The sequence below is a fragment of the Iodobacter sp. BJB302 genome (assembly GCF_002735645.1).
In the GTDB taxonomy this organism is placed as follows: domain Bacteria; phylum Pseudomonadota; class Gammaproteobacteria; order Burkholderiales; family Chitinibacteraceae; genus Iodobacter.
In genome coordinates this window covers 1-19,115 of sequence record NZ_PDZG01000060.1, presented here as the reverse complement: position 1 = coordinate 19,115, position 19,115 = coordinate 1, and the positions used below count along the sequence as shown (strand labels likewise).

Below are 19,115 nucleotides of genomic sequence, written 5' to 3'. Positions count from 1 at the left end.
TGCGGACAATCGAGGTGGCGTCAATTCAACTCGCTTCGCTCAAACACGAATTGACGACGACCCCACCCCGCTTGTTCCTCGCTTCGGCGTGCTTCAGGGGGAGATTTAAGCCCCGTGCGATGAGTAATAATTGAAATTTAAATTGCTGTGTATTGAAGAATACTTCAAACAAAAAACAACTTAATTTACACTCATTTTTTCTCCGTGAAACTCCGTGATCTCTGTGCCCTCCGTGGTTCAGGATTTGGGTTTTACTTTGCCGCATCAGCAGCCAATAAAAACGCTACCTTATCAAGGTGGCGTTTGTTTGTGCATGCGTAAATTACGCCGCTTCAATCAGTAATTCGATTTCCACATTCTCATCAGAATACTGAATCTGCGCGAGCAGTACGGCGTCGACCATATTGGCGAAGTTTCTTAATACAATCGAGCGGGCCAGTGCCGGGCCCATGCAGCGGCGAAACTCGGGTACATAGGCTAATGCGCCCACATTGTCATCCAGCAGCGCTTGTTCGTTATCGCTGATGATGTCTTTGATTTCCTTGCGGATGTCTTTTACTTCTTTAAACAGCTCGCTGGATACTTCGCATAGTGCGGCAAATTGCAGGGTGATTTGTCCTGTGCTGCTTTTGCTGAAGGCGCGGCCCAGTGTTTTAGAGACCTGACTTAATTCCTGAATCTCAAGGGCGCTGAGCTGCAGCCATTCAGGATAGCGCTCTTTGATGCTGATAATGGCCTGGCGAATGCCATCATTCTGGCGCAGGCTTTCTGGCAGCTGGCTGCATGCCTGGGCGATCAGGGTGTAGGTCTTTACTTGACTCATATTATGACTCCTCATTTTTATTAATATCTGTAGAGCAGGGCTGGTGCATTGGTCTTGTGAAGTAACACTTTATAAAAGTAAGGCGGAATACTTATGCCAGCTCTCATTCTAATGATAAGCATCAGCAGATAGAAATGATAAATTCAAACATCGCAGCTCTGTTTGATGAGATTTGCAAAAAATCAGCCGAATCGATTTTTTTTAATGTTTTTTTAGTTTAGCTATGGACGAGTCTCAATTTTTATACTATTATGCGTCCCTCTCTGCTTCTGACGAAGCAAGTATTTGAATGCCGACATGGTGAAATTGGTAGACACGCTATCTTGAGGGGGTAGTGACTTAGGTCGTGAGAGTTCGAGTCTCTCTGTCGGCACCAAAAAACAGAATATAAAAACGCCAGATTCTTACAAAAGAGTCTGGCGTTTTTGCATTTGCGCGCCAGCTGATAAGATAGGGGCCCGATCCCTTACGAGTCTGAGATATGAGCCAATTCTGGAGCCCGCTGGTTAGAACGCTTACTCCCTATGTGCCGGGAGAGCAGCCCAAGCTGAGCAATCTCATTAAGCTCAATACCAATGAAAATCCATACGGCCCATCGCCCAAAGTCTTGCAAGCCATGCAGGGCGAGCTGGGCGATACCCTGCGCCTGTATCCGGATCCGAATGGTGATCATTTAAAAGCCGCCATTGCCGCCTATCATGGCGTGGATAAATCGCAGGTGTTTTTGGGCAATGGCTCGGATGAAGTGCTGGCTCATGCTTTTGCCGCGCTGCTAAAGCACGATGCACCGCTGTTGTTTCCTGATATCAGTTACAGCTTTTATCCGGTTTACTGTGGTCTGTATGGCATTGATTATCGCCTTGTGCCGCTGACGGCTGATTTTGCGATCAATATCGATGATTATGATCAGCCATGCGGCGCGATTATCTTCCCCAATCCTAATGCCCCCACTGCTAAATTGCTTCCTGTGGAAGCTGTAGAAACTTTATTGCAGCGCCATCCGCAGCAAGTGGTTTTGGTCGATGAGGCGTATATCGATTTTGGCGGGGTAAGTGCGATTTCTCTGGTGAATCGCTATCCCAATCTGTTAGTGGTGCAAACGCTGTCTAAATCACGTTCTTTGGCCGGTTTACGCGTGGGTTTTGCGATTGGCCATGCAGATTTAATCGAGGCGCTGGAGCGGGTTAAAAATAGTTTTAACTCATATCCACTGGATAAGGCGGCTTTGGCCGGGGCGGCTGCTTCTTTTGCAGATGAGGCGTATTTTCAAAAGACTTGCCAGGCCATTATTGCGACGCGCGAGCATTTAAGCCAGGCCATGGGGCTGATGGGCTTTGAAGTCTTGCCTTCAGCCGCTAATTTTATTTTTGCCCGTCACCCGGATTACGATGCGGCGCAGCTGGCAGCCGCTTTGCGTGAGCGTTCGATTATCGTGCGGCATTTTAAGCAGCCGCGTATTGATCAGTTTTTACGTATCAGCATAGGTACAGATAAAGAATGTGCGGCCCTGATAGAAGCCTTACAGGCATTGCTGTCTTTATCCCTGGCACGATAAAGTTAGGCCAATATTCTGGGCAAGCATGGCGGTTTAAATCTATAAATTGAGTGTTCTGCCATTCTTTGGTGATACTTAAAATGATCGAGCTTCCTGCTGGTGGTTCTGCCGCACGTAATCCGGATCTGGATTGGAGTCAGGTGCGTGAAACAATGCTGATGCTGGGTATTGCGGTAGCGCAAGTAAAGCATGCTGTAGCAGAAAGTAATGCATCGCTGAATGCATTGGCATTTTCTTTTGCCGATACCCATGACCGGATTGAATCTTTACGCAACGATTTATTAGCGCAGGCTTCATCCTTACCGGCCGAGCTTGATTTAGACAGCAAAATTGCAGAAATTGGCCAGCGCAATATGCAGGCCGTGATTGCCTTTCAGTTTTATGATCGCTTATCGCAGCGTTTGGATCATGTGTGCGGCACGATTAGTGGCTTAGCCGAGCTGGTTTCTGATCGTAACCGGCTTTACGTTCCATCGGAATGGATGGCTTTGCAGGACAGGATTCGCTCGCAGTATTCAATGGAGCAAGAGAAAAAATTATTTGATGATATTTTAAATGGTATGGATATTCGCCAGGCTTTATCTTTAGCGGCCAGCATGGTGCCGGTGGCCAGCGAAGAAAGTGCAGGGCCGGAATCAGGGGATATTGAGCTGTTTTAATTGATTTAAATTTGCGATAAAAATGGCCGCTTTGAGAGAGCGGCCCTTTTTTTGTGTACGCATTATTGATGCCGCATCGTTTGCGATATCAATATGGAGCAAGCTCAGGCTGTGTTTTTCCGGGCTTTAACAGATATACACCGGTATTTATTTCTTTTTTGCTTCATTCATTTGCGCGCTGGCCTGTGCTGCCGCATTGCCAAAAGTAGTGACGGGTGTAGTGGCTACTTTTTCTTTCTTTGGTTTTTTAGTTTCGCGATTACTGCGTACCTGACCCTTAGCCATGATATTTATTCCTGCTGTTATGCCATGTGGCGAAGCCAGCCTACGCGATATTGGGGGGTAAGGGTGAAAGGATTGCCTTAATGTGATTAATAAGGGCTAAGGCCTTGCTTTATTAAAGCAGGAGAGTGTTGCGCGGGTGTAAAAAAGGCCAGCGTAAAGCTGGCCTTTTTTGAAATAAGCCGGATGCGTGAACACCGCTACCGAACAGCAGAAGAATCGAAAATCATGTTTCTGGCGTTGATCTGTGTTCTCTGCTGTTCAATATTCAGCCTGGCGCAAACGGTTATTTCCCGCTGATTTTAAGCAGCTACCGATATCATCAGGCTGTTTAAGCGCTTCACAAAGGTCGCTGGGTCATCCAGCTGTGCACCTTCTGCCAGCTGGGCCTGATCGAACAAGAGTTCGGTCCAGTCGCCAAAACGCTCGCCTTCCAGCTCGGCTTTCAGTTTTTTCACCAGCATATGTTCCGGGTTGATTTCCAGAATCGGTTTGCTGCCTTTGACATCTTGCCCTGCAGATTTTAAGAGGCGCTCTAAGTTGGCGCTCATATCCTGGTTTTCTACCACGATGCAGGCCGGGCTGTCGGTCAGGCGGTTAGTGACGCGGACGTCTTTCACTTTGTCGCCCAATACCGCTTTGACTTTATCCAGCACGTCTTTCAGCTCGCTGGCGGCCGCTTCCTGTTGCTGTTTCTCTTCTTCGTTTTCAAAGTTGGAAAGATCCAGCTCACCTTTAGTCACGGATTGCAGTTTTTTGCCGTCAAACTCGGTTAAGCCAGAGATCATCCACTCGTCAACGCGCTCGCTCATCAGCAGCACTTCGATGCCTTTCTTGCGGAAGACTTCTAGGTGAGGGCTGTTTTTAGCTGCAGCAAAGCTGTCGGCAGTAATAAAGTAGATCTTGTCCTGGCCTTCTTTCATGCGGCCCACATAGGCAGCAAGGCTGACATTCTGATCTGCAGAATCCGTATGCGATGAGGCAAAGCGCAGCAGGCCGGCAATGCGGTCTTTATTGGCAAAGTCTTCGGCAACGCCTTCTTTCATCACGCGGCCAAATTGTTCCCAGAAAGTTACATACTTGGCTTGCTCGGCTGCATCGTCAGAATTAGCCATGGATTCAAGTAAACCCAGCACTTTTTTCACGCAGCCTTGCTTAATCTGCTCGATGTCTTTGCTGTGTTGCAGAATTTCACGGCTCACATTCAGCGGTAAGTTGCTGCTGTCGATCAGGCCGCGCACAAAGCGCAGGTATTGTGGCAGCAGTTTTTCTGCGTCTTCCATGATAAATACGCGGCGCACATAGAGCTTAATGCCATGGCGGCGTTCACGGTCGTGCATATCAAACGGAGCACGTTTGGGGATGTACAGCAGTTCAGTGTATTCCTGCTTGCCTTCAACGCGGGCATGGCTCCATGCCAGTGGCGCTTCAAAATCGTGCGATACATGTTTGTAGAATTCGGTGTATTGCTCGTCGCTGATTTCTGATTTTGGGCGCGCCCACAGTGCAGAGGCCTGGTTAACGGCTTCAACGCCCTCTGCCGGGGTGATATTGCCTTCATCATCGTAGCCCGCAGTTTTTGGCATAAAGATAGGCAGGGTGATGTGGTCAGAATACTTGCGGATAATCGAGCGCAGGCTCCAGTCCGACAGATATTCGTCTTCGCCTTCTTTCAGGTGAAGTACGATTTCGGTACCGCGGCCTTCTTTAGCCACTTCTTCCAGGGTGAATTCACCATCACCCGCGGATTCCCATTGGGTGGCGGTGGTTTCACCGGCGCGGCGGGAGGTGAGGGTGACTTTATCGGCCACGATAAAGGCTGAGTAGAAGCCCACACCAAACTGGCCAATCAGGTTAGCGTCTTTTTGAGCATCGCCAGAGAGCTTGCCAAAAAACTCTTTAGTGCCAGAGCGGGCAATCGTACCGATGTTTTTCACGACTTCGTCACGGCTCATACCGATACCGTTGTCGCTTAATGTCAGAGTACGTGCTTCTTTATCAAAGGAAAGGCTGATCTTTAACTCGCTGTCTTCCCCGTATAAGCTTGCGTCATTCAGAGCTTCAAAGCGCAGCTTGTCGCAAGCGTCAGATGCATTAGAGATCAGCTCACGCAGGAAAATCTCTTTATTAGAGTAAAGAGAGTGGATCATCAGCTGTAGAAGCTGTTTAACTTCGGTTTGGAAGCCTAGTGTTTCTTTTGCCATTGAAGTGCTCTGCTTATAAGTGAACAAAGATGTGTTGATAAGTGGGGCCAGCTGGCCGCTGTTCAAGTCCGCAGGGTGCTAAATTTCAACATTGCACTGTGATGGCCCGGCCATATTTTGCCGGATTAAATTAAACCGTCGTTCGGCGATAAGATACTGGTACTCTGTGGCAGGCTTTGCCTTAAATTACGTCTGGCCAGAATCTTGGTTTGTGCTTTAGTAGGAAGATCAGTCAGTAATAGTAAGTTTTTACGAATTAACGCATCAATGACGTCTTCAATAACCCGGATTAAATCGCTGTCTAATGAATGGAATAATTCGGTGTTGGCAGGGGCCCCTATAAAACGCACCAATTCTGGCGCGTTTTGCGGAACAAACTCGCTGGCTGCTGTATTGGCATCGCGAAAAACCGCGCTGATCTGGCCGTTCAAATCACGTGTGATGTAGGGCATTGTGGATCCTTAATAATGATGAGCTGCGTATTTAGTTTAAGCGGGCTGGGAAAAAAGTATATATGAGCGGTTATAAACTTGAGATTTTAAAGGCTGACGCAGTAAAGAAGCGAAAGAATGCTCCACCCTTACTGATGATTCATGGTGCTTACGCAGGCTCTTGGTGCTGGGAGAGTTATTTTCTGCCTTATTTTACAGAAGCAGGCTGGGATGTCATTGCGCCCAGCTTACGCGGCCATGCGGGCAGCATGGGCAGAGAGAAGCTCGATCACTTTGGCATTGATGATTATGTAAAAGATATTTTGCTGATGATTGCTGAGATGCCAGAGCCGCCGGTGCTGATTGGGCACTCGATGGGGGGGCTTGTGGCGCAGCGGGTGGCGAGGCAGGCAAAGCTGGCAGGCATGGTGCTGCTGGCCAGCGTTGCGCCTTATGGCGTTGCCGCTTCTTTTGCTCACCTTGTGGCTTCGCAGCCGGGTTTATTGTGGAATCTGGGCCAGTTTCAGTGGCATGGTGCGGCGGCGGCAGGTAACCCAAGCTTTGTGCGCGAACTGTTGTTTTCGTCTAAAACAGATCGGGAGATGGTGGATCACTTTGCCGCCCGTGCCCAGCCTGAATCGATGCTGGCCTTAACTGAAATGGCAATTCCTCATCTTTTTGCCGGTTTAAACTGCCCCAAATTGCCTTGCCTCGTGCTGGGGGCGGGCGCTGATCAGCTGATCCCGCCCAGCGACAGCCATGCTTGCGCCAGTGCCTGGCATACCAGGGCAATTATTATTGAAGATTGCGGCCACGCCATGATGGCGGATTTTCATAAAACGGAAGTGGCGAAAGAAATACAAAACTGGCTGGAGCTGACTTATCCGGAAGATTAAATTTGGTCAGCACTTGCCCCCGAAATTGGTTTTCTCTGTGTGCTGTTCTCAGCGGCCTTTGTGCCCGCAGAATTTTTTAGAAGATGTTTTGATTTAATGCTTAAACCAGACGTATTGGAGTTTTTAAGATGGGCGAAAAAGTAAAGAAAAGCGATGCAGAGTGGCGTGAGCAACTGAGTGCCGAAGCATATCGGGTGGCCAGAGAGGGCGGCACCGAGCGGCCTTTTTCGGGTGAGCATTATCGCCAGACAGGCAGCGGCAAGTATCACTGCATCTGCTGTGACACGGTGTTATTTGAATCCGAGCGCAAATTTGATGCAGGCTGCGGCTGGCCCAGTTTTTGGGCTGAGGCGGCAGGCGCAAATATCCGGCGGATCAGGGATGGCAGCCACGGCATGATTCGGGTGGAAGTACGCTGCAGTCATTGTGATGCGCATCTGGGCCATGTTTTCCCGGATGGGCCTATGCCTACAGGTGAGCGCTATTGTATTAATTCGGTATCCATTGAATTTAAACCGCATGGCAGCGATTAATGCCCTTGTTATTTTTACCTTCATCGTCAGTACAGCCTGAATCGTCTTAAGCAGTAAAATTCTCCCCCTTATTGAAAGGGTTATATATGCAGACACAGCTGATTCAGATGCTGGCGATTAAACCGCAGCAGGGTATTCCGTGGAGACGGGTGTTGCGGGTGATGATTGCTGTGGGCCTGCCCTTGGGCATTGCGTTGCTGCGGGGCGAGTTTTTACCGGCTGTGTATGGTGCGGTAGCAGGCTTTTACACCATGTTTGTGGATAATGGAGGCAATACATCCGAGCGGATCACCGTGATGGTGTATATGACGGTAGGCATGTTGCTGGCAGGGATTGCAGGCGTTGCCGGGCACTATGTGCAGGGGGCGCCGCTGGCCTTTCTGCTGGCGTTTGCAATTTTTACCGGCTGGCTGCAGGGCGCAGGTAATTCCGTCGAAATGATGAGCAAATACTGGCTGATTGCTTTCTTGTTTGGTGACAGTGCCCCCTTGCTTTCACCTCTGGCGGGTACTTATTTATTGTTAGGCGGGGCTTCGGGTATTTTTGCCGTGCTGCTGGACCGGTTTATTTTTCGCTCGCCCGAGCCTAAAAACGGCCCCATGCTGTATGAAGCAATGAGCCGCCTTTTACGCCGTGATCATAATAATTCTATTTTTGCCTTCTATTTTGCGGCCAAAGTGGTGCTGGCCTATTTAATTGGCTATGGGCTGGGCTTGGAGCGTGCCTATTGGCTGCCGCTGACCGTAGTGCTGGTGACGGTTTACGATAATAAGCTGACGATTGATCGTATGGTGCAGCGTTTAATCGGCTCTATTATTGGCGCTTTACTGGGCTGGGCCGTTTTGTATTTTTTTCAGGCGGAATGGCAACTGGCTGCATTGGTGGTGATTCTGGCGGCAGTAACCCCGATTTGCCTGGAGCGTAATTACTGGCTGGCGGTGATTCCAATTACAGCATTGGTGATGGTCTTGCTTGATTTTGGCGGGGAGCATCATTCCTTGGTACGGGCACGGGTAGAAAACACTATTATTGCCTGCGTATTATCTGGGATGGGTACTTTATTATTTATTCGTTTGCAGCCTCATTATTTTGACCCGCGCCCTAAAAAAAAATTAAAACGTATTCAGAGTGATGAGCTTTTGTGAGCGTTTTTTTCTGATTTTTATATCGTAGTAATAAATCTGGTGGCTTTTTTTTGAGCCTGCATATTTATTCACTTTGATAGGGCGTGTTGTTTAGGTCAGCCACTTCTTGCTTTGCTTACCAATTTCCGCTTACTGCTAAAGTTCGCCTGCATGAAACGCGTTTTAATGAGTCGCTGGCAATCACTTCCAGAGTGTTCAGATCTAGTCTGCTCGTGTGTCGTCGATATTTGCAGCTAAGGTTTGAACTTGTTTTACTTCTCATCCAAGCTAAGCAATTAGAAATTGTGAATTCAGCAATGGAGTGATGCCATGAAAGGTATTGTTTTCAATGAGTTTATGGACTTTGTTGAGTCTGTACAGGGGATTGTGGCTGTAGATGAAATGATTACAGCGGCTAACCCGCCTTCCGGTGGCGCTTATACGGCGGCTGGGTATTATGATTTTCATGAAATATTTGCCTTGGTACAGGCATTATCAGCGCGCTGCGGCACCCCCGTCCCTGATTTAGTACGGGCATTTGGTCAGCATTTATTTGGCCGGCTGATTGCTCAGCGCTCAGAATTACTCCGCTCTATGCCCGATGTGTATACCTTTTTGGAGAGTATCGAAGGACAGATTCATGTAGAGGTCCGCAGAATTTACCCCGATGCAGATTTACCCATGCTAGAAACTGAGAGGGGGAGTGATGGTTCTTTGCTATTACGTTATCGCTCTCGCCGCCATTTAGCTGATCTGGCACTGGGCATGATTGAAGGGTGTATCGCGCACTACGGTGGTCAGGCCACTGTGATACGCCGTGATTTGGCGGATGAGGGCGAGATGCAGGTGACGGAGTTTAGGGTGTGTACACTTTAAGGCTTAAATCATGAGCGATGAAATTGAAGCGGCGTTGCGCCGTGCCATCGATCGTGAAAAAAAAGCACGTCAATACGCTGAAAGTTTGGTTGAAGAGCGTACTGAGTCGCTGCGCTTGGCTTATGAAAAGCTGCGCAATGCAGAAGAGCAGGAGTTTTTTGATGTCTTATCAAAAATGCCTTGCGCAGTGCTGCTGGCGCAAGTGAGCGGTGAAATTTCACTGGCTAATCCTGCTGCAGCAGAGATTTTAGGTTTTACTCAAGAAGCAGATTTAATTGGCCTAAATTGGTTGCGTATGGTGGTGGATGATGAGGTTGACCCGCTTAGTGAAGGGGGGCAAGAAGACGTCGCTATCTTGTTGCGCAAGGGCGATGGTAGTTTTTCTGCGGTGCATATTATTATCGGTAGCAGTGCATTTTTGGGCAGGCCGGTACGTATTATTATTTTGCACGATGTGTCTGAGCAGCGCCGTCTGCATCATCAGCTGCGTTATCAAGCTACCCACGACGGGCTTACTGGCCTAGCTAATCGTGCCCGTTTACTAGAGCGGCTAAGCCAGCATATTGCCTCTGCACGGCTGCACGGCATGGGTTTAACTATATTTTTTATTGATCTAGATAAATTTAAATTTATTAATGACAGTCAAGGCCATGCTGCAGGCGACATAGTGCTGTGTGAAATTGCTAAGCGGCTACAAACTTTACCTTTAGCAGGAGGAACGGCGGCAAGGTTGGGTGGGGATGAGTTTGTGGTTGCGGTGCCTACTCACTGTGCCATGGATCGTTTACAGATGGCAGAGGCTATTTTAGCCGCTATTTTGCAGCCGATTCAGCTGGATCGAATCGATCAAATTATGGGGGGCAGCATTGGTGCTGCGCAATACCCAGAGCATGGCTCAGATGCGGAGATATTACTAAAACGCGCAGATATTGCCATGTATCACGCTAAAGAGGGCGGCGGCAGTGCAGTGTGCTATTTCTCTGAGCATATGCAGCAGGAGTTAGATTCGCGGCGCTTGCTTGAGAGCCGTTTGCGTTATGCCATTAGTCATAATGAATTGGTTTTACATTACCAACCTCAAGTTGATTTAAGTACCGGCATGTTAGTGAGCGTTGAGGCGCTGGTACGCTGGCAATCGCCTGATTATGGCTTGCTTTATCCAGGTGCGTTTATCTCGATGGCAGAAGAGACAGGTTTGATTTGTGAGATCGGCCAGTGGGTGATGTTAGCGGCTTGTCAGCAAATATTGAGCTGGCAGCAAGCGGGCATGGGCTGGGTGAGGGTTGCGGTGAATGTGTCGCCACTAGAGTTGGGAAGTGATGCGATTGTGTATCGAGTGGCCGATGCGCTGGCCTGTCACGGTATTCCTCCTGAATGTTTAGAGCTGGAAATTACCGAAAGCTTATCGATTAGCGATCCAGAGTTGGCTTTAGCTATCATTGCTCAGATTAAGGCTTTGGGCGTGGCGTTGGCGATTGATGATTTTGGTGTGGGCTATTCAAACTTAGGTTATTTAAAACGCTTTCCTGCCGAGCGGCTAAAAATTGATCAATCTTTTGTGCGTGGCTTAAGTCATAGTGCGCATGATAAAGCGATTGTAGCGACTATTATTCAGCTGGCACGCAGCTTATCGATGCAGGCTTTGGCAGAAGGAGTTGAGACCGAACAAGAAGCACAAATTTTGCTAGAGCTAGGCGCACATTTGATTCAAGGCTATTGGATTTCGCGCCCTGTTTCTAGTGCAGATTTAGAGGTCATGTTGAGGCAGGCTTGTGTGCTAGACCCAAAGCAATTATTGGGGTCCGTAAACTCACCTTGTGTGCTGGTGATTGATGATCAGCCAGTGATACTGGAACTGATTCAGCATATTTTATCGGGCCTTTCGCTCCAACTTTATCTGGCAGACAGCGCAGAATCTGGCCTGCCGCTTTTAGAGCACCATCAGTTTGCGGCCATTGTTTGCGATTATCAATTGCCAGGCGAGGATGGCATTGCATTTTTGGCCAGGGCCAAGTTGATTCAACCAAAGGCTTTGCGTATCTTAATTACCGCGAGCACCGATTTAGCCGTATTACGCGCAGCGATCAATATTGCCCGGGTGGAGCATTTCTTGCAAAAGCCGGTTGATCCTGTTCAATTGCTGAGTATGATGACTGCTTTATCTGCTTAGTATGTCTTTCCCTGTCGCTCCAACGATAGTGTCATTATTCATGCATCAAAATCCTTTTAAGAATAAATACCAGACACTGGTTTAAGTCCTTGAAAAAGAGCAATGGCCGATGCATCTAAGGCAGATCGCGAAGCGGGCTTATTTAAAATTTAATAATTTTTTTTAAGCAGATACTATGCAAAACAAAACGCCCCAATTGGGGCGTTTTGCTTGGGTGGCGCGGGGCTTACAGGCCCAGCTTACCGTGCAGTTCTTCTGCTTTACTGCATGAACCTGCCAGAATAATCCCGATCAGTGCGAAAACATACACAATCACGGAAGAATTCAGCGCCCAGTGCAGGCCGTAGTTCGAGAAGATATACGCTGATACAGAAGCAAAAATCAGTGTACCAACTGAACCGCAAGTCAGGATCGTTGAGATCAGGCTTGGTGGAGACACTTTAACTTGCAAGCTGCCGTAGCTGATCAGGCCAGAGTAAATACCTGAGTTAAAGAAGCCAAAGCACACCAGAGCCACGCCGATTACAGTGGCTTGTGGCACATTTGCAATCGTTGCAATGCTGGCTGTACCAACGATAGCCGAAGCAATCAGGAAGGTACGCAGTTGTACATAGCGCACAGTGTAGTGGTTCAGCCACAGGCCAGTGGCCTTAGAGCCCCAGTACAGCGTAACGTACAGTGCAGCAGTATCTACTGGCAGCTTTACGGCATCCTGCAGGTAAGTTGGCAGCCACATGGTGAATACCAGCTCGGCGTAAATAAACGCAAAGGCAGCGAAACACACGTAGTAAATGGCTTTGCCCCAAGGCTCTTTAACCGCAGTGCCGTCTTCCGATTTTACTTCACGCTCTACGGTTGGGAATTTCGCCTTAGCGATCAGCACAATCAAGAGTAATGAAATAGCCGACATTAGGAAGTACATCACCAGCCAGCTGGCGTTGTGCTTAAACAGATAGCCCAGAATCACCGGCAATACCACACCTGCAAAGCTGAAGAAGAAGTCGGTAAAAATCAGGCTGGATGAGCGGTCTTTAGGATCTGGATTAATCCGCACCACTAAATAACTACCCACGGCCATGGTGATACCGGCCGCAGCACCAATCATCAGCACGGTAAAACCAAACAGCGTGATCGATGGCACAACGGTCAGTACCACGGTCAGTGCGATGGTGACGGCAGAAGCAATCGCCAGCAGTGATTTGATGCTGTATTTCTGCATCAGCACACCACCCACCAGAATCGGCACAAACAAACCAAAATTCAGCAGGGTAAACATCTGGCCGATAAAGCCAGGGTCTTTATGAAATGCGGCTGATACCGGGCCAAGTACCAGGCCCAGTGTGGTGATTAAAGCGCCAGTAAAGAAATAGCACACGTAAGCGATCAGATTTAATCTCTTCTTGGAATCTTTTTGAACGTCCATGATTACAGAGCCACCACAATGTTTTTAACCCACTTAGAAAACTTCTCGGATACGCTATTGGCCACATCCACCACGGCAGCGTGGTTGTGATGGGTTTTAGCTAGGCCGGTCGCCATATTGGTAATGCAGGAAATACCCAGCACTTCCATACCAAAGTAATTAGCCATAATTACTTCGTAAACAGTCGACATCCCTACTGAATCTGCGCCGTAGGACTGAACCATTTTAATTTCAGCGCGGGTTTCGTAAGTTGGGCCGGTCATCTTCACATAGGTGCCTTTCTTAGGCGTTACGCCAGATTCAGCTGCAAGCGATTCTGCCAGTGCGATCAAACGTGGTGAGTAAGGCGCAGTCTGGTCTAAGAAACGCGGGCCGCATGCATCGTCATTTTTGCCGATCAGCGGGTGATTACCGGTCAGGTTGATATGATCGTCAATGATCATAATGTCACCCGCAGTAAAGCTTGGGTTGCAGCCACCTGCCGCATTGCTGACGATAAGCTGTTTGATGCCCAGCTCTTTAAACACAGCAATCGGGAAAGTCACTTCTTGCGGGGTGTAGCCTTCGTAGTAATGAAAGCGGCCTTCCATAATCAGTACGTTTTTACCGTCTGCCACTTCAGCAATCGTCAGCTTGCCTTTATGGCCAGCTACAGATGATTGTGGGAAATGGGGGATATCGCCGTAAGAAATGCTTTCTAATACTTTGACGATTTTAGTGAAGTCGCCTAAACCAGAGCCCAGAATAACTGCTGTTTCCGGGATGGCATGGCTGAATGCTTTTTGCAGATGGGCTGCGGAAAGCCTGGCTTCTTCATGACGAACGTTATTCATGTTTGAAATCCTGTTGTTGTGTATTAATTATTTAGTGTGTTTTAAAAATGACTTGTTTTTTTTTAAGCTCTTCAATGGTGTATTTGTAATCGATTGATTTAAAACCTGAGTTGTTTTAAATCAAGTCTGTCTGATTCAGATTGTACGGTATTTTGTTTGTTAAATGAATAGACAGACGAATGGTCTATTTTTTTGAAGGGGCGATTCTCTATTATCAGTAAACCGGCTGGCATAAGGTGAACTAATTACACCGGCCTGCCTGTAAAAAATTAATCCATACAATACAAAGGATTAGTCACATATTTTATCCGACGGACGTGGCTTTATTTCTTGTGCTTATTGATGGTAATCAATGGTTTTTAAATATTTTCAGCTCAGTTTTATTTGATGCCTGATTCTTTATTATTTTAAATATTGATCAGTGATTGTGCCGTGTGCTTAAGGTGGATTTAATTTTCTTAAAGAAGCAGTATTACTGCTTAATTGGGCCGCTCATATTAGGTATGCCGTATGTAATCAATAACATAGTGGCTATTTCAATATTTAATAAAGGGTGTTTCTAAGGGGAAGGGGCCATTGCTGCTTTAATTATCTGCCACCCAGAAAGAGGGAAATGAATGTTTAGCACATTACTGATCTGGCAGATATTGCCTCTTGCTTAATCTTGCTGCCAAAAAACTCTTTGCACAGTATTGATCGGGCAAGAGGCATGATCTTGATGTTTTAAAGGCTCATTACCGCGATCCAGCCAAATGCGAGTACCGGCAAATTAAAGTGCAGGAAGGTGGGCACCACGGTATCCCACATATGATCATGCTGGCCGTCGATATTTAAACCTGCTGTTGGCCCCAGGGTTGAATCCGCAGCGGGCGATCCCGCATCCCCCAGTGCACCGGCCGTACCAATCAGGCAGACAATCGCTTCCGGGCTCAGCCCCAGTTTGATGGCCAGCGGTACATAAATGGTGGCAAGAATGGGTACGGTAGAAAAAGAAGAGCCAATGCCCAGCGTAACAATCAGGCCCACCAGCAGCATTAAAAACACGGCCAGTGGCTTATTGCCGCCGATATATTGCATGGAGTGCTCAACCAGGCTGGTGACATCCCCGGTGGCTTTCAGTACTTCGGCAAAGCCGGATGCGGCAATCATAATCAGGCCAATCCCGGCCATCATTTTCATGCCTTCTGCAAAAATGCCATCCGCTTTATTGAGCGGCACGGCCCCGCCTGCTACGCAAATGACAAAACCGGCCAGCGCGCCAAACAGCATGGAGTCGGCATAGAGCTGGGTGATAAACGTGCCCGCCATGGCCAGCCCCGCTACTGAAAGGCTGCGGCGGCTGTAGTGCACGTCTTCGCGCTCTACAGCTGCAATGGCATCAATATTGTACTGGCGGGGTTTACGGTAGCTGATAAATACGGCGATCAGCAAACCCGTGACCATGCCCAAGGCAGGTAGCGCCATGGCGTGCATCACATCCACATGGCTGGCATCCAGGCCGGATTTTGCAATATTGCCGAGCAGAATCTGCTGCAGAAAAATCTCACCAAAGCCCACAGGAAACACCATATAGGGGGTGACCAGACCAAAAGTCAGGATACAGGCCAGCAAACGACGATCCACTTTTAGCCGGGCTAAGGTATAGAGCAGGGGGGGGACCACCAGCGGGATAAAGGCAATATGAATAGGCAAAATATTTTGCGAAGCAATGGCAAGGCCAAGCAGCGCCAGAATAATCCCCCATTTTACTTTTGTGCCGGTGCTGCTTTGCTGCGCCAGCTTGGCTAAGCCATCTGCCATGGCATGCGGCAGGCCTGATTCGGCCAGCGCCAGTGCAAATGCGCCCAAAAGAGCGTAAGACAGAGCAATGCCTGCGCCGCCACCCAGGCCAGAATTAAAAGCGCTCAGTGTCTGAGCGATATTCAGCCCGCCAACCAGGCCGCCAGCCATGGCGCTGACTAAAATGCTGATCACCACATTCACGCGGCTAAGAGAGAGTGCCAGCATCAGTGTGACGGCAATTAAGACGGCATTCATAAGTGGATTCGGCAGGGAAAAAAACCGGACTTTAACCTGCGATGGAAATTTTTGCTCAGGGAATTACGGAACTTTCCGCAAAACGGTGTTATTCCCGATCGCTTATTTATCTGTGTAAGAAATGTTTTTCTGGTGCTAACATCACGCGCCGCAGCCTATTGGGCGGATTTTTCTGCTGTATTTTGCAATGCTTTAAAGTGCTTTAATGCTAGAAAAGGAAGATGTAATGATTGGAGAAGATACAGGTCAGGGCCATGGCTTAAAGCGTAATTTACGCGCCCGCCATCTCACCATGATCGCCATTGGCGGATCGATTGGTACGGGGCTGTTTGTGGCTTCTGGTGCAACGGTTGCACAGGCAGGCCCGGGTGGTGCTTTGCTTGCCTACGCTGTTATCGGGCTGATGGTTTACTTTTTGATGACCAGCTTGGCGGAAATGGCCGCCTATATGCCGGTCTCCGGTTCTTTTTCTACTTATGGCGCTAAATTTGTTGAGCCAGGCTTTGGCTTTGCGCTGGGCTGGAACTATTGGTACAACTGGGCGGTGACCATTGCCGTTGAGCTGGCCGCGGCCAGTATGGTGATGAAGTTCTGGTTCCCGGACAGCCCCGGCATGCTCTGGAGTGCGATATTCCTGGCGATTATGTTTGCGCTGAACTTTATATCGGTGAAAGGCTTTGGCGAGGCGGAATACTGGTTCTCCTTAATTAAAGTGGTGACGGTGATTGTATTTATCGGCACCGGCCTCTTTATGGTGTTTGGCATCATGAAGGGCACGCATACGGTGGGGCTGGAAAACTTCACCTTGGGCGACGCACCCTTTGTAGGAGGATTCCCCGCCATGCTCGGGGTGGCGATGATTGCCGGGTTCTCTTTTCAGGGTACCGAGTTAATCGGTATTGCTGCGGGTGAATCGGCTAATCCGGAAAAAGATATTCCCCGTGCTATTAAGCAAGTCTTCTGGCGCATTCTGCTGTTTTATGTGTTTGCCATTTTGATTATTGGCCTGTTGATTCCCTATACCGACCCAAATCTTTTAAAGGGCGATGTCTCTGATATTGGCGTGAGCCCATTTACTCTGGTTTTTAAAAACGCCGGTATTGCCTTTGCTGCCAGCTTAATGAATACCGTGATTTTAACCGCCATTTTATCGGCAGGTAATTCAGGGATGTATGCATCCACACGCATGCTGTATTCCTTAGCGACTGAAGGCAAAGCTCCTAAAATATTTGCCCGCTTATCCAGTAATGGTGTGCCAAGAAACGCGCTGTATGCCACCACCGTGGTGGGGATGCTGTGCTTTTTTGCCTCTATTTTTGGTGATAAAACAGTATATCTGTGGCTGTTAAATACTTCGGGTATGACCGGCTTTATTGCATGGCTGGGTATTGCCATTTGTCATTACCGCTTTCGCAAAGGCTATATTGCCCAAGGCCGTGATTTAAGTGCGCTGCCTTATCGCTCCAGCTTTTATCCTCTGGGGCCGTTGTTTGCTTTTGCGCTTTGTATGGTGATTATGCTGGGCCAGAATTATCAGGCTTTTATGGCAGGTAAAATTGATTGGGCCAGCGTTGCGGCAACCTATATCGGCATTCCGCTCTTTTTAGCAATCTGGTTTGCTTATAAGTATAAAAACAAAAGCAAATTTGTATCGCTATCTACAATGGATTTAGACAGTCAGCGGGATTAAGCATCAGCCTCGCTCAAGCAAAATGCCCCGGTCTGTGATTGGGGCGTTTTTTTTAGCTCATTGCATCCGCCATTTTTTTGTTTGCCCCTGTTATCGCCCAATATTTTATCGTAATGGCCGTGCAAATAGGGGTTTGCTGTTGGAGCGGGAATGGACAAGCTGAAGGAATCAGAGTCTGCGTTTAATAAAGAGAATAAAACGCTCTAAGAAAGGCATGCTCCAATGTACGCAGTGTGAAATTAAATATCTTGCAGGGAAAGTCTGAAAAGCTAAGATTAGATTGTGAGTTGTATTTTTTAATCATTTACTTTCATTGGAAATAACCTTGAAAATTACTCACCGGCTTACTTTATTAGTGGCTACAACAGCCATATCCATCTTGCTGTTGATTACGGTCAGCTTTTTAAAGCTGAGCGCAATTAATGTGCTGGTAGAAGAGGTGGTGGCCAATGTGATGCCTTCTTTAGAAACGCTCAATGATGCCGAGCTGGCCTTTATGGCCGCCCGCCGCATGGAATTGAGCCACATTATTGAAAGCGATCCTCAGCAAAAGCAGGCGCAGATTAATAAAATGCAAAGCTCGCTGGCAGAGGTTGACCGTCTTTTGCAAAGCTATGAAAAATTTACTGATGATGATACAGACCGGAAAAACCTGGCTGCAGCCGTGGCAGAGTTGGCCATCTTAAAGCCGCTGATTGCAGAAGGCGCTCGTTTTTCGCTAACCCTGCCGCCCGAGGAAGCGCGTAGTTATATTTCTAAAAGTGTTACGCCGCAGGCTGAAAAATTTTCAGCGGCCTTAAGTACTGCAAAAGCGCATAACAGTGATTATTCCAAAGAAGCCAGCCGCGACGTTAAAGCTCAGATATCGAATGCCATTGCTTCCTCTTTAACAGTGGGCTGTGCCTTATTGCTTCTGGCTTTTGGCTTAGGAATCTGGATTACCCTGGGGATTAAAAAACCGCTGCAGGATTTACGCCAGTTTTTAGTTGATTTAGGCACAAACTACGATTTCACCCTGCGCATGAAAGTAAGCGGGAACGATGAAATTGCCGAATCCTTAAATGCCTTAAACGGCCTGCTGGATACACTGCAAGGCAGCTTGCAGCAGCTGCACCGCATTGGCCGGGATGTAACGGGCACGGCGGGTGAGTTGTCTGAAAGCAGCCATGAGCTGTCTAAGGCATCTCATCATGTTAGTGGGGCCGCATCCAGCATGGCAGCGGGTGTTGAAGAGGTGACTGTCAGTATCGGCCTGGTTGCAGACCGGAGCAGCCAGTGTGACCGCACTGCGCGTGAAGCAGGCAGGATGGCCGCAAGTGGTGGTGATGTGATTGAAAGCACGATTCAGAGTATTCAGCAAATTGCCGCGGAAGTACGTGTTTCAGCCGGGCAAATTGAATCACTGAAAGAGCGCACTGCCAGCATTAACAGCGTTGTGAATGTGATTAAAGAGATCCTGATTATGTCTCTTGCTCAATCTCCTTGCTCAAACCACTTAAAAGGCCTAAGGTGAACGAACGTTCTTTTGTGGAGTGGTCGTCATGGCAATCAACCCAATCCAGATGCAAAAGGGGCTGTC

At 48.2% G+C, this 19,115-nt stretch carries 16 protein-coding genes and 1 tRNA gene; 10 read left to right on the top strand and 7 right to left on the bottom strand.

The features are described 5' to 3' along the window. Nucleotides 1-322: 322 nt before the first annotated feature. Complete coding sequence (locus CSQ88_RS16930) at nucleotides 323-823, bottom strand: hypothetical protein (protein WP_099399267.1); 501 nt, start codon at nucleotides 821-823, stop codon at nucleotides 323-325. 291 nt (nucleotides 824-1,114) lie between these two features. On the opposite strand from CSQ88_RS16930, the gene CSQ88_RS16925 reads away from it, so the two are divergent. The 3 genes from CSQ88_RS16925 (at nucleotide 1,115) to CSQ88_RS16915 (ending at nucleotide 3,037) form a co-directional block, all read left to right on the top strand. Continuing rightward, a tRNA-Leu gene (locus tag CSQ88_RS16925) sits at nucleotides 1,115-1,199 on the top strand. Between the two features lie 105 nt (nucleotides 1,200-1,304). Next, the gene (gene hisC / locus CSQ88_RS16920; protein WP_099399266.1) at nucleotides 1,305-2,378 is read left to right on the top strand and encodes a histidinol-phosphate transaminase; all 1,074 of its coding nucleotides are present in this window, start codon (nucleotides 1,305-1,307) and stop codon (nucleotides 2,376-2,378) included. 80 nt (nucleotides 2,379-2,458) lie between these two features. Beyond that, the gene (locus tag CSQ88_RS16915) at nucleotides 2,459-3,037 is read left to right on the top strand and encodes a hypothetical protein (RefSeq protein ID WP_099399265.1); all 579 of its coding nucleotides are present in this window, start codon (nucleotides 2,459-2,461) and stop codon (nucleotides 3,035-3,037) included. Between the two features lie 147 nt (nucleotides 3,038-3,184). Here the strand turns inward: CSQ88_RS16915 and CSQ88_RS23035 are convergent, their stop codons facing one another. From CSQ88_RS23035 to CSQ88_RS16905, 3 genes are all read right to left on the bottom strand, one after another. Further along, entirely contained in the window at nucleotides 3,185-3,322 is a 138-nt protein-coding gene (locus tag CSQ88_RS23035) for a hypothetical protein (protein WP_180273701.1), read from the bottom strand. A gap of 299 nt (nucleotides 3,323-3,621) precedes the next feature. Next, a complete protein-coding gene (gene htpG / locus CSQ88_RS16910) occupies nucleotides 3,622-5,523 on the bottom strand; it encodes a molecular chaperone HtpG (RefSeq protein WP_099399264.1) in 1,902 nt (633 codons plus the stop codon). Nucleotides 5,524-5,648: 125 nt separating this feature from the next. After that, nucleotides 5,649-5,975, bottom strand: coding sequence for a hypothetical protein (locus CSQ88_RS16905; protein WP_099399263.1), 327 nt, complete (start codon nucleotides 5,973-5,975; stop codon nucleotides 5,649-5,651). A 62-nt stretch (nucleotides 5,976-6,037) separates the two neighbouring features. On the opposite strand from CSQ88_RS16905, the gene CSQ88_RS16900 reads away from it, so the two are divergent. The 5 genes from CSQ88_RS16900 to CSQ88_RS16880 all read left to right on the top strand — a co-directional run bounded on the left by CSQ88_RS16900 (nucleotide 6,038) and on the right by CSQ88_RS16880 (nucleotide 11,553). Beyond that, entirely contained in the window at nucleotides 6,038-6,850 is an 813-nt protein-coding gene (locus CSQ88_RS16900) for an alpha/beta hydrolase (protein WP_099399262.1), read from the top strand. Between the two features lie 128 nt (nucleotides 6,851-6,978). Then, nucleotides 6,979-7,383, top strand: a complete 405-nt coding sequence (gene msrB, locus CSQ88_RS16895) for a peptide-methionine (R)-S-oxide reductase MsrB (protein ID WP_099399261.1) — start codon at nucleotides 6,979-6,981, stop codon at nucleotides 7,381-7,383. 86 nt (nucleotides 7,384-7,469) lie between these two features. Continuing rightward, complete coding sequence (locus tag CSQ88_RS16890) at nucleotides 7,470-8,528, top strand: FUSC family protein (protein WP_099399260.1); 1,059 nt, start codon at nucleotides 7,470-7,472, stop codon at nucleotides 8,526-8,528. A gap of 309 nt (nucleotides 8,529-8,837) precedes the next feature. Then, the gene (locus CSQ88_RS16885; RefSeq protein ID WP_218963133.1) at nucleotides 8,838-9,383 is read left to right on the top strand and encodes a heme NO-binding domain-containing protein; all 546 of its coding nucleotides are present in this window, start codon (nucleotides 8,838-8,840) and stop codon (nucleotides 9,381-9,383) included. A 10-nt stretch (nucleotides 9,384-9,393) separates the two neighbouring features. Next, nucleotides 9,394-11,553, top strand: coding sequence for an EAL domain-containing protein (locus tag CSQ88_RS16880; protein WP_099399259.1), 2,160 nt, complete (start codon nucleotides 9,394-9,396; stop codon nucleotides 11,551-11,553). 226 nt (nucleotides 11,554-11,779) lie between these two features. Here CSQ88_RS16880 and tsgA read toward each other — a convergent pair whose 3' ends face one another. The 3 genes from tsgA to CSQ88_RS16865 all read right to left on the bottom strand — a co-directional run bounded on the left by tsgA (nucleotide 11,780) and on the right by CSQ88_RS16865 (nucleotide 15,846). Then, on the bottom strand, nucleotides 11,780-12,976 hold the full coding sequence (tsgA, locus tag CSQ88_RS16875; protein WP_099399258.1) for an MFS transporter TsgA: 1,197 nt from the start codon (nucleotides 12,974-12,976) through the stop codon (nucleotides 11,780-11,782). 2 nt (nucleotides 12,977-12,978) lie between these two features. Next, nucleotides 12,979-13,809, bottom strand: a complete 831-nt coding sequence (locus CSQ88_RS16870) for a purine-nucleoside phosphorylase (RefSeq protein ID WP_099399257.1) — start codon at nucleotides 13,807-13,809, stop codon at nucleotides 12,979-12,981. A 723-nt stretch (nucleotides 13,810-14,532) separates the two neighbouring features. After that, nucleotides 14,533-15,846 carry a Na+/H+ antiporter family protein gene (locus CSQ88_RS16865; RefSeq protein ID WP_099399256.1) on the bottom strand — a complete coding sequence of 438 codons (1,314 nt, stop codon included), beginning with the start codon at nucleotides 15,844-15,846 and terminating at the stop codon, nucleotides 14,533-14,535. A 226-nt stretch (nucleotides 15,847-16,072) separates the two neighbouring features. On the opposite strand from CSQ88_RS16865, the gene CSQ88_RS16860 reads away from it, so the two are divergent. Together CSQ88_RS16860 and CSQ88_RS16855 are read left to right on the top strand one after the other, a co-directional pair. Then, the gene (locus CSQ88_RS16860) at nucleotides 16,073-17,536 is read left to right on the top strand and encodes an amino acid permease (protein WP_099399255.1); all 1,464 of its coding nucleotides are present in this window, start codon (nucleotides 16,073-16,075) and stop codon (nucleotides 17,534-17,536) included. A 325-nt stretch (nucleotides 17,537-17,861) separates the two neighbouring features. Next, a complete protein-coding gene (locus tag CSQ88_RS16855) occupies nucleotides 17,862-19,049 on the top strand; it encodes a methyl-accepting chemotaxis protein (RefSeq protein ID WP_180273700.1) in 1,188 nt (395 codons plus the stop codon). Nucleotides 19,050-19,115: the final 66 nt, after the last annotated feature.

Bases quoted from the DNA above. Each gene is read 5' to 3' on its own strand.
- CSQ88_RS16880 (WP_099399259.1), top strand. From the start codon at position 9,394: ATGAGCGATGAAATTGAAGCGGCGTTGCGCCGTGCCATCGATCGTGAA.
- CSQ88_RS16905 (WP_099399263.1), bottom strand. From the start codon at position 5,975: ATGCCCTACATCACACGTGATTTGAACGGCCAGATCAGCGCGGTTTTT.
- msrB (WP_099399261.1), top strand. From the start codon at position 6,979: ATGGGCGAAAAAGTAAAGAAAAGCGATGCAGAGTGGCGTGAGCAACTG.
- CSQ88_RS16885 (WP_218963133.1), top strand. From the start codon at position 8,838: ATGAAAGGTATTGTTTTCAATGAGTTTATGGACTTTGTTGAGTCTGTA.
- CSQ88_RS16865 (WP_099399256.1), bottom strand. From the start codon at position 15,846: ATGAATGCCGTCTTAATTGCCGTCACACTGATGCTGGCACTCTCTCTT.
- tsgA (WP_099399258.1), bottom strand. From the start codon at position 12,976: ATGGACGTTCAAAAAGATTCCAAGAAGAGATTAAATCTGATCGCTTAC.
- CSQ88_RS16890 (WP_099399260.1), top strand. From the start codon at position 7,470: ATGCAGACACAGCTGATTCAGATGCTGGCGATTAAACCGCAGCAGGGT.
- htpG (WP_099399264.1), bottom strand. From the start codon at position 5,523: ATGGCAAAAGAAACACTAGGCTTCCAAACCGAAGTTAAACAGCTTCTA.
- CSQ88_RS16900 (WP_099399262.1), top strand. From the start codon at position 6,038: ATGAGCGGTTATAAACTTGAGATTTTAAAGGCTGACGCAGTAAAGAAG.
- CSQ88_RS16915 (WP_099399265.1), top strand. From the start codon at position 2,459: ATGATCGAGCTTCCTGCTGGTGGTTCTGCCGCACGTAATCCGGATCTG.
- CSQ88_RS23035 (WP_180273701.1), bottom strand. From the start codon at position 3,322: ATGGCTAAGGGTCAGGTACGCAGTAATCGCGAAACTAAAAAACCAAAG.
- CSQ88_RS16870 (WP_099399257.1), bottom strand. From the start codon at position 13,809: ATGAATAACGTTCGTCATGAAGAAGCCAGGCTTTCCGCAGCCCATCTG.
- hisC (WP_099399266.1), top strand. From the start codon at position 1,305: ATGAGCCAATTCTGGAGCCCGCTGGTTAGAACGCTTACTCCCTATGTG.
- CSQ88_RS16860 (WP_099399255.1), top strand. From the start codon at position 16,073: ATGATTGGAGAAGATACAGGTCAGGGCCATGGCTTAAAGCGTAATTTA.
- CSQ88_RS16930 (WP_099399267.1), bottom strand. From the start codon at position 823: ATGAGTCAAGTAAAGACCTACACCCTGATCGCCCAGGCATGCAGCCAG.